This is a genomic window from Candidatus Schmidhempelia bombi str. Bimp, assembly GCF_000471645.3.
GTDB lineage: Bacteria > Pseudomonadota > Gammaproteobacteria > Enterobacterales > Orbaceae > Utexia > Utexia bombi.
The window spans coordinates 24242-34856 of sequence record NZ_AWGA01000063.1; the positions used below are offsets into that span (position 1 = coordinate 24242).

A 10615-nucleotide genomic window follows, 5' to 3' on the forward strand; every position below is an offset into this window, starting at 1 on the left:
TGTTGAGTGGTCGGCGAGAGAGGATTCGAACCTCCGACCCACTGGTCCCAAACCAGTTGCGCTACCAAGCTGCGCTACTCGCCGTTATCGGTGCACATAATAATGCACCAGATAAAGCCTGTCAATAGTTAAATTGAATATTTTATTTTTTTAATTGCATTGGCGCTGGTGTTCTACCCATACGTTGATAAAATTCGGTCACAAATTCTTCATAACGTTGGTCGGCAACCGCTTCGCGTATTTCTGCCATTAAACGTTGATAGTATCTTAAGTTATGAATCGTATTTAATCTAGCACCTAAAATTTCACCGCATTTATCTAAATGATGTAAATAGGCCTTAGTGTAATGTTGACAAGTATAGCAATCACATTCTGGATCCAATGGCGTGATATCATCTTTATACTTCGCATTTCGAATCTTTATAACGCCATTTGTGACAAATAAATGCCCATTACGTGCATTACGTGTTGGCATAACGCAATCGAACATATCAATACCACGGCGTACCCCTTCAACTAAATCTTCTGGTTTGCCTACGCCCATTAAGTAACGCGGTTTATCCGCAGGCAACTGTGGACAGGTACCTTCTAAGATACGATGCATATCCTCTTTTGGTTCGCCAACGGCTAACCCACCAACAGCATAACCATCAAAGCCAATTTCAGTTAAGCCTTTAATTGAGATATCACGCAGTTCCTGATGAACGCCACCTTGCACAATACCAAATAAGGCATTTGGATTTTGTAATTCATCAAAACGTTGGCGGCTACGCTTGGCCCAACGCAGCGACATTTCCATCGACTTTTTGACATAATCCCAATCTGCTGGATAAGGGGCACATTCATCAAAAATCATGACAATATCTGATCCCAAATCCTTTTGAATCTCCATTGAAATTTCAGGTGATAAGAAGATCGAATCACCATTGATTGGATTACGGAAATATACTCCTTCTTCTTTAATTTTACGGATATCGCCTAAACTAAATACTTGAAATCCGCCTGAATCGGTCAAGATAGGGCCTGACCACTGCATAAAATCATGCAAATCTCCATGTTGACGCATAATGGCTTGTCCTGGCCTTAACCATAAATGAAAAGTATTACCGAGTAAAATTTGTGCGCCGGTCGCAGCCACTTCTTCTGGCGTCATCCCTTTTACTGTTCCGTAAGTACCAACGGGCATAAACGCAGGCGTTTCCACTGTGCACTCAATACCACGACGATCAAATTTCATTCGACCACGACGGGCCATACCATCTGTATTATCTAATTCAAATTTCATAATTACCTCGCGACCAAATAAACAGTTTGGCGCTCTCTATTTAACTCAAAAGTTATTTTAAGGATCATATATAATCATCAATAAGCTATCATGTTAACTTTTGATTTTTATATATTGGTTATTTTTTTGTTACCCACATTGCATCGCCATAACTAAAAAAGCGGTAGCGTTGCTCAATTGCCTGATGATAAGCATGCATGACATTATCGTAACCAGCAAAAGCAGAGACCAACATAATCAAGGTTGATTCAGGTAGATGGAAGTTAGTAATTAATGCATCTATCACATTAAATTGAAAACCCGGATAAATGAAAATACGAGTATCAGCAAAAAAAGGCGCAATCTGTCCCGTCGCTAGTGCCGCACTTTCTAGTGCTCGAACAGAGGTTGTTCCTACAGCAACAACGCGATTACCTCGCGCTTTACAGCGTTGCACTGCTTCGACAACGTCTTGGGGAACCTGTGCATATTCAGCGTGCATCACATGTTGATAAATGTCCGCAACCCTAACTGGTTGAAACGTACCTGCCCCCACATGTAAAGTGACGAAAGCAATTTCAATCCCTTTCTCTTTTAAGGTTTGAATAAGGGTATCGTCAAAATGTAATCCTGCTGTAGGTGCCGCAACGGCACCAGGCACTTTATTATAGACCGTTTGATAAAGCTCGCGATCTTGGTCCTCATCAGGCCTATCAATATAAGGAGGTAATGGCATATGTCCAATCTTATCTAAGATAGAAAGCACATCGGAAGGAAATTGTAATTCAAATAACGCATCATGACGTGCTAACATCGTTACCTGCACCTGCCCTGTTTCACCTAATACAAGTTCGGTACCCACTTTCGGGGCTTTAGAGGCTTTTACATGCGCTAATACGCGATGGTTATCCAATATTCGCTCAACAAGAATTTCAACTTTCCCGCCTGTTATTTTTTGTCCATACAGCCGCGCTGGAATCACTCGGGTATTATTAAATACCAATAGATCGCCTGGATTAAGCTTCTGTACAATATCAGTAAAAACACCAGAATCGAGGGCGCCAGTTGCCCCATCAAGCGATAATAGTCGACACTGACTGCGCATTTTAGTTGGATAACGGGCAATCAATTCATCAGGAAGTTCGAAAGCAAAATCAGATAACTGCATAATCAATTAGGCACTCTAACAAAGAACAATATTTTAGGGTAACAAATAGTCGGCTAGTCTAATTGTCAAAAGCGATCTGTGCAAGTAATATCTGTGGTTATTATTACTCTTATCAATGGTGACGATACGAGTTTAATAATGTTAATGCGATTTACTAGCTAATACATTCGAAAATGAGTAAAATAACCTGCCAAATCAATTAATTATTACAATATTGATTACCACAATAATAATGAAAGGAAACTGTAATGAAATTAAAAAAGACATTCATTATCTCTGCATTACTCGTGACGCCAATGCTATATGGTTGTAAAAGTCTCAATAACGAAAATTTAGTCAATACCAGTGCCCAAGCACTGCAAGTGGCAACATTATCTGATGCCGATATGAAAGCGCTAAGTGATAAATCTTGTGCTGAAATGGATGCTAAAGCGAAAATCGCTCCCGCTAATGATAAATATACGCATCGTTTAAATACTATCGCGCAATCGTTAGGCAATAAAATTAACGGTACTAACATTGATTATAAAGTTTATTTGACCGATGATGTCAATGCATGGGCGATGGCAAATGGTTGTGTGCGTGTTTATAGCGGTATTATGGATATGATGAACGATAATGAACTACAAGGTATTATCGGACATGAATTAGGGCATGTTGCTCTAGGTCATAGTAAACGCGCTATGCAAGTTGCTTATAGTACCCAATTGGCGCGCAATGCTATTGCCGCAACGGGTGGCGCGATTGCATCGCTAACCCAATCCCAATTAGGTGATATTGCACAACAATTTGTTCAATCACGTTTTTCTCAAAAACAAGAGTCCGCGGCGGATAACTACTCATTTGATTTATTAGTGAAAAAAGGGATAAATCCTGTAGGATTAGCCACCTCTTTTGAAAAATTAGGTGGGGATAATGCCTCTATTTTAAGTACCCATCCATCGTCAAAAGATCGTGCTAAAAATATTTATAACCGTATTGATAAGATGAAAAAATAGTCTTATATTTTATATAAAAAAGGACACATTTCGTGCCCTTTTTTGTTATAGGCGTTCATTAACGGCGTGGTAGACCGCCAAAGCCCCCCATACCGCCGCCCATTAAACCTTTCATATTGCGCATCATTTTCATCATGCCACCACCTTTCATTTTCTTCATCATCCGCTGCATATCATCAAATTGTTTAAGCAGACGATTCACATCTTGTACTTGCGTACCTGAACCTGCCGCAATACGGCGCTTACGTGACCCTTTAATAATTTCAGGATTGCTCCGTTCCTTTAAGGTCATGGAGTTAATCATGGCTTCCATCTTAACGGTAATTTTGTCATCCATTTGTGATTTTACCTGTTCTGGAAGTTGCCCAACACCTGGCAATTTAGCTAACATGGCTGTCATTCCACCCATATCACGCATTTGTTTAAGCTGATCCAGAAAATCATTCAGATCAAATTTATCCCCTTTTTTGAGTTTAGCCGCGATTTTTTCCGCTTTTTCATGATCAACTTTACTTTGTAGCTCTTCGATCAATGAAATTACGTCACCCATCCCCAGAATGCGCGATGCAATGCGATCTGGATAGAACGGTTCAAGCGCATCGGTCTTTTCGCCCATCCCTAGGAATTTGATCGGTTTGCCCGTAATGTGGCGAATGGAAAGCGCCGCACCTCCGCGCGCATCACCATCGACTTTAGTTAATATTACCCCTGTTAAAGGTAATGCTTCATTGAAGGCTTTCGCCGTATTAGCCGCATCTTGCCCTGTCATGGCGTCGACGACAAATAAGGTTTCGATTGGATTGATCGCTTGATGTAACTGTTTAATTTCAGTCATCATATCGCTGTCAACATGCAAGCGACCAGCGGTATCGATAATCAATACATCATAAAAATGGAGTTTGGCATGTTTGAGTGCATTTTGTGCTATATCAAGGGGTTTTTGTTGTGATTGAGAAGGAAAAACATCAACTTGAATCGCTTGTCCCAATGTCTCTAATTGTTTTATTGCCGCAGGTCGATAAACATCGGCAGAGACCATCAACACTTTCTTTTTCTGTTTATTCTTTAAGAACGTGGCTAATTTAGCCACACTGGTGGTTTTACCCGCACCTTGCAAACCCGCCATTAATAAAACCGCTGGCGGTTGAGTCGCTAAATTAAGTTCACTATTGACCTCACCCATAGCCAATGTTAACTCATTTTGAACAATTTTAATAAATTCTTGCCCTGGTGTTAGGCTTTTGTTGACATCCTGTCCTACCGCTTTTTGTTTAACCTGATGAATAAAATCCCGCACTACCGGTAAGGCAACATCAGCCTCAAGTAATGCCATACGCACTTCTCGTAATGCATCTTTAATATTATCTTCAGTTAAACGACCACGACCACTAATATTACGTAGGGTTTTGGATAACCTTTCTGTTAAATTCTCAAACATAATTCATCTCTAAAATCTGGGGAGTTCACTTTGTTTTATATCATAGCAGAAAACGATAATATATGCCTGTTTTGGAATAGCAAAAGATCAAGCAAAGGGGGGAGAACATTTAAGTGTTACAGCGTAAGCAAAAAAATATGATAACATTTTACTTAATCGCCTTTCTCAATCAAGTAAAGCTATCAAGAGCGCTTAATTGATCCTGAAACAGGATCAATAAGCCATTTATTAATCAATTTTGTGTGAATTTTAGTGTTGCTTTACCCTCTGGCATAAAATAGGTACCAAATTTGACTAATCCTGCCTCTTTGAGATGGCATATTAAGGTATAGTGCAGCATCATCTTATCATCACTTTCTTCTAATTTAATATCGACTGTTTGTAATCTTGGTTCATATTTTAATAACGTCTTTTGCATCGCGTGCATTAATACAAATGCCGAAGATGGCAAACCTTGATAAACTTGCGCCATATCGGGTAAACCATAATCAGGAAGATGTTTAATTGAACCTGCGCGACTATTTAAAATTCGCTGCATATTATCCATCACGCTAATTATTTTTTGCGTTTTTTCATTGAAACTACTGATTGCTGTACCTGAATTAAAAAAGCCCAGCAAAGTATCATAAAGTGAAGGTCCCATCTATTTCTTCCTTACTCTTCAAGCAAGATTAATTTATATTGACTTACTTCAATTTGTTTTGCTTTCATAATATTTAAATCTTTACGTTTTAGTAGTAATCGCCAATTATCTTGAGCTAAATCTGGATCTTTATATAAAGCGATCATCCCCACAAACTTAGTATCGTCTTCAAGCGGTACATCGAGTGACAAGGAACTACTCGGTTTTAATATTACTTCTTTGGTTGCGAGTAGGGCATCGCCTAAAATATCAACATCATTATCGACCAGTGATTGATAAGTAGCCGCTTTGAATGACATATCATTTTTTAATTGATAAATACGTAGCACGACCGATGTTGGAAGGAAATCATCATCAAGATTCAATTCTGATCTTGCTGTAAAATCCGCATGGAAGGTTTTAACATCCCACAAAAAAACCGATTTTGTCATATCAACAGTGGCATTACCGACCTTTTGGACAGCACCACATCCCGTTAAAGATAAGATGATGCACATAGAAAATATCGTGCATAGATAATGAATAAATTTCATACTATTTCCTTTTTATTATTAAACCGCTATACCGCGGTAACATCCCAAATTAGTCAAAATATATTGTTTATTAGAGGAAACGTTTTTATCTGGTAACCTAGCTGTCTGTCCTAATCGAGCTTTAAAACCACCTGCTTTTAATTGCGTTTTGGGTAAGAATTTTTTGTCTATCTTTAAATAAAGCTGCGCATCAACGCGATAACCTAAATAAAGTCTAAGTAACATCATTACATCGGTATGTTGTTGTTGATCGGGTAACAAACTTTCAATAATATCTGCTTGTTGAGGAATGATCGTGATTTTTATCGTCTGATTAGACTCTTTAAAACGGCGACCTAACATGGCATTTTTACCTAATTGTAACGAATCTTGACCGCCAAGTTGAGTTGGTTTATCTACATTTACCCAAGTAGGGTAAAATTCTTCGACCTCGACGTCAACATTAGCCACTACAACTTTGATCATGCCGATAATACCCTCGGCAGTGCGCGTACGTTGCGTTACCAGTCCCATTAAAGCTAGAAAACGTGACGACGGCGTCGCGACCACTTTTTCTGTTCCTGCAATACCAAGCCCAGTCAAGCTTAATAAACAACGTGATATTGGATCTTGACCGCCTACATGATAACTCGCAGGGTAATGATATTTGAGCCAAATTCGATAAAATTGCGTGATAATTCGATGATTAAAAATATCTAAGAAATCAGTTAATGCCTCGTACCCTTCTTGACGTTTTATAATATCGTCAAGCAATGCATAAGGCATGACGGCATCCACGCCATATAAACCTAGGAAAGTCGTTCTAACTGTATCTGGTCTAGGGATAATGGTATTACGTTCAATATATTTTAATTCGCTAGCAGGGAATCCCATATCTGGCGCCGGTGCAAAACGTATCGGATCTTGGCTAGGTGATTCGGAACAGCCAAGTCCTACGTTTGAAGGCGAAAGTTGTTCAACAAACTGACAAAAGCGATAAAAATTGATTCGATGGAGCTTTTGCTCCAACTCTAGGACTAGATTGCTGTTCGTGATGTCTTGCTGGTCGGCCATGAGACTTTCTTTCCTGTCGGTAATAAAACGAGAGTAAGCTGGGTAAATAAATTAAGATCAGCATACAAAGCAAAGAATTGATGAAGTAATTCGCCAAATAACATCACATCACCCTCACCGGTAAATTGATGAGTATTTAAAGTAACTTCTATTTCAATACCACGTTGTATCATTCCTTGCTCAATCCGTTTGATTGACTTATGTGTTACATCCATAATGCCTTCTAAACGACGACGGTTTAGTTCATTATCTGTCCAATCATATAGCGCTAATGTCCCTCGCAATACTTCTGCATTCATTAAAGAGAGGTAATTAGGCGCTAAATGTGACAATATTCGCCATTGGAAACGATCATTGGTCGGTGGATAATAAGGTAATGTTGGCGAACATAAATTTGTCACTTGGGCAATATAAGATTGCGCGCTCCCCACTTTATTAATACGTGCATGGCGTAAGGCTTTACGCGGTAACATGCCGTTTGTACCCGTCACTTTTAACGAAAGTGTTTCCGTTTCAAGATTCTCATGACGTTCCCAAACTTTACCGCCTAAAATAAGCCACGTCTCATGCAATCCTGTCGCGCCTTTACGGACACGTGTATGGTAATAACGTTCTGGGGCATCATGTCTTAACATTCCCCCACGATGTTTAAAGCTGGTAAAAGAGACGTAAGGATATCGACCATTATGGGTAATAGCTTCAATATTATCGACTGAATAAATCTCAACATGTCCATCTTGTCGTAACAGTGGTCTAAGTAAATATTCACTTTCAAGCTGATTAACAACAATAGGATCGGCTTCTAAGGAAAATAGATTAATCACGGGCACACAATGCAATCGAATATTTTCATGACTGAAAGGCATATCAAAAGACCAACTTTGATTCAGTACACATTCAATATCAAAATAACTGCTTCCGCTGGGAATCGCTTTAATATCAACGCCCCGTAAATCAATAAACATAAATTTTTCTCGAAAAGAGAAATATTCAAGCAATAGTTGATAACCAGCAAACGCATTATCAGGTTTTAGCCATAGTCTGTCATCAGCATCAAACCCAGCCGCCTTTATGCTACCGCCAAAAGGCTGCCGCTGTTCGGCGCTAGCCGAATAGCGAATATACATATTTGCGACCTGCTGCGTTAACGCATAATGTAATGCTGAAGCAATCGGCGCATCAGCATTTAAATAAAGACGTAATTCAGAGAGATCTAATTGTTCCCAGTCAGCTAATTCGCCAAAACTAAATCGAATTGAAATAACCGAGCGACCATCGGGTTGGATAGAGACTTTAGCCTGCGTTACTTCCAATGGTTGTAATTTCACAGCATGTGTCGTTCGATATGGGCATTGGGTCTTTGCTGGACCAATGGGTTCCGTTAATAAGGTTAATCCAGCTGCAATGTTTTCTTGTCGCGATAACGTGGCATAATCTGGCTTTAATTGTACAATTGACAATGATGGAATTAAACGTAAATAATGAGGCCAAAGCAAACTCACTAGACCTTCTGTTAACTCTGGTAAATCATCATCTATTTTTTGTCGCAAACGCCCCATTAAAAAGGCGAACCCCTCAAATAATCGTTCTACATAAGGATCTCTATCGCCTACCCGATCCATATTTAACATACCTGCGCGATCAGGGTGAATTTTAGCAAATTCTTTTCCTGCTTCACTAAGATAACGCATTTCTGATTCGTAATAACGTTGTATTAAATCATCCATTCCTTTTTTCCTTTATACTTTAGCGATCGCCATCGCTCGTGCCGGATCGAGGTGCATTAATTCATCATTGATTTTTTCTATTTGTTGCATAATTGCCACTTTATTACTTTCTTTGAGTTGCCATTTTTGTTTAAGCAATTTGAGTAAGTGGGATTTGATATCGAACCATAGATCGGCCTCCCATTCAACTAATGAAATCTGTTGTTGTTGACTATTAATTAACTCTAATAATCGTAATGCGACCTCTTTTTCTCCCACATATTCAGCCACTTTAGCTTGTGTATAACGTAATAAAAAACGCTGTTTAGGTGATACCAGCATCGGTAAGTTTTGCAACCAAGTAAATGCACTCGCTAAATTTTCTTTATTTGCTAGTTCTACTGCCTGCTGAGCGATGTCATCCCAGTTATTATCATCATTATTTAATGCTATTGGTGGCAAACTTGCCTCACCGTCTAAATGATGAATCATGGCTGAATGAGTAATCCAATTAAGCGTCTCATCATCCGCAAACGGCATACCATTTTCATAAGTTAAACGTTCAATGCCTTTTAGACGATCGAGCATCAATCCAACATCGGTTAAATAGATCTCAGCCCATTCACTGCTTGGCGGTCCCATTTTCTGCAAGGCCATCACGGCATACCGCTGTAAATCTAACCAAAAATGGTTGGTTCCTTCCATAAAGGCCGTTTCCACTCGCTCAAACAGTTCGCGCCAGTCTTGACTGATAACCAAACGTTGAATATTGTTTCTAAGTTCCGTTCGGGGCGCGGGTAAACGTGTTTTACCGGTGTGATCGCAAGGTGGTAACATATGAATAGTATCCCAACGTAATGTACGCAATAAACGCCCTGCGGCTAAATATCCTTCTGGTTTTTCGCGTAGAAATACAGCAATACGTCGAGCCTGATCAAGGACATCCCGCTGAGAACGTAGATTGGTTGATAAACTATTATCATAAAGCGCCTGTGGGGAGGATACATTGACAGGTTCTGAACTGGCTACCGGCTCAGGCGTCGATGGTTTCGGCGATGATTTTACATTACCAGCAAAGAATTGAATTAATGCACTTAAATCGGGTTGATTCTCCTCACTAAAGATGGATTGGCTGGTCTGCTTAATTAGCTCAATCGCCGCAATAATACGTTCTAGTTCGGCGGTTGGGATCGGACGGCACGCGTTAAGTAATTCGGTAAATTTAGTTTGAGCCAACCACTCAATACTATTTTTACGTATATGTTCGCGAGAAGGAAAAAGATCATTGGTAAAGTAACTTAATAAGCCTGCTAATAATTCAATACCATCAGTAAATCCTTCTATGCCTTCTGTTTTAAGCTTAGCCCAACAGTAATAACTAGCAACACGAATATCTTTACTACTATTTTTTAGAATATCTTCACTGGTGTTAATAATTAACGCTGCATCAATACCTGATAATTTTGCAATTTCTTCTTTAATTAACTGAAAATTATCAGTATAAGTAGGATCGTCGCCAGTTGGCTTATCGGCTGAGATTGGCATTAACCAGTCATGCCACTTTTCCTTTAAACGTCGTTCAATATCCTGTTTAGCATCTTTGCCTTCAAATAACGACGATATCAATTGAGCTAACATACGTATGTCCTTTTCATCCATAACAATGAATACGCGTTGATAAAACACTTATCGCTATTCACTGTTGCTGATAATAATTTAAGAACTAAACTGAGTAAGTTTATTCTTTTTAATTTTAATTATTTATCCTAATATCCAAACCGCTATCGCTTTATTTCATCCGACTATGATTAT

Annotated in this window: 9 protein-coding genes and 1 tRNA gene; 1 reads left to right on the forward strand and 9 read right to left on the reverse strand. The window is 39.2% G+C overall.

Annotated features, from left to right (window positions below; translation table 11 throughout):
- Nucleotides 1-7: 7 nt before the first annotated feature.
- The 3 genes from O970_RS06430 to queA form a co-directional block, all read right to left on the reverse strand.
- Nucleotides 8-84: transfer RNA gene (locus O970_RS06430), tRNA-Pro, on the reverse strand.
- A 58-nt stretch (nt 85-142) separates the two neighbouring features.
- Nucleotides 143-1285: a tRNA guanosine(34) transglycosylase Tgt gene (gene tgt / locus O970_RS06435; RefSeq protein ID WP_024496302.1), complete on the reverse strand. Its 1143-nt coding sequence runs from the start codon at nt 1283-1285 to the stop codon at nt 143-145.
- 118 nt (nt 1286-1403) lie between these two features.
- A complete protein-coding gene (queA, locus tag O970_RS06440) occupies nt 1404-2432 on the reverse strand; it encodes a tRNA preQ1(34) S-adenosylmethionine ribosyltransferase-isomerase QueA (RefSeq protein WP_036562884.1) in 1029 nt (342 codons plus the stop codon).
- 248 nt (nt 2433-2680) lie between these two features.
- Here queA and loiP point away from each other — a divergent pair, with 248 nt between their 5' ends.
- On the forward strand, nt 2681-3430 hold the full coding sequence (loiP, locus tag O970_RS06445) for a metalloprotease LoiP (RefSeq protein WP_024496303.1): 750 nt from the start codon (nt 2681-2683) through the stop codon (nt 3428-3430).
- Nucleotides 3431-3488: 58 nt separating this feature from the next.
- Here loiP and ffh read toward each other — a convergent pair whose 3' ends face one another.
- The 6 genes from ffh to tssA all read right to left on the reverse strand — a co-directional run bounded on the left by ffh (nt 3489) and on the right by tssA (nt 10441).
- Nucleotides 3489-4868 (reverse strand): signal recognition particle protein, encoded by a 1380-nt coding sequence (ffh, locus tag O970_RS06450; protein ID WP_024496304.1) that lies wholly within the window; start codon nt 4866-4868, stop codon nt 3489-3491.
- 232 nt (nt 4869-5100) lie between these two features.
- Nucleotides 5101-5511, reverse strand: coding sequence for a type VI secretion system baseplate subunit TssE (tssE, locus tag O970_RS06455; protein WP_024496305.1), 411 nt, complete (start codon nt 5509-5511; stop codon nt 5101-5103).
- A gap of 11 nt (nt 5512-5522) precedes the next feature.
- Entirely contained in the window at nt 5523-6044 is a 522-nt protein-coding gene (gene tssJ / locus O970_RS06460; RefSeq protein ID WP_024496306.1) for a type VI secretion system lipoprotein TssJ, read from the reverse strand.
- 18 nt (nt 6045-6062) lie between these two features.
- The gene (tssG, locus tag O970_RS06465; RefSeq protein WP_024496307.1) at nt 6063-7097 is read right to left on the reverse strand and encodes a type VI secretion system baseplate subunit TssG; all 1035 of its coding nucleotides are present in this window, start codon (nt 7095-7097) and stop codon (nt 6063-6065) included.
- The gene (gene tssF / locus O970_RS06470; protein WP_024496308.1) at nt 7061-8824 is read right to left on the reverse strand and encodes a type VI secretion system baseplate subunit TssF; all 1764 of its coding nucleotides are present in this window, start codon (nt 8822-8824) and stop codon (nt 7061-7063) included. The genes tssG and tssF overlap by 37 nt, the downstream gene beginning before the upstream one ends.
- Before the next feature lie 12 nt (nt 8825-8836).
- Nucleotides 8837-10441 (reverse strand): type VI secretion system protein TssA, encoded by a 1605-nt coding sequence (gene tssA, locus O970_RS06475; protein ID WP_024496309.1) that lies wholly within the window; start codon nt 10439-10441, stop codon nt 8837-8839.
- Nucleotides 10442-10615 lie beyond the last annotated feature (174 nt).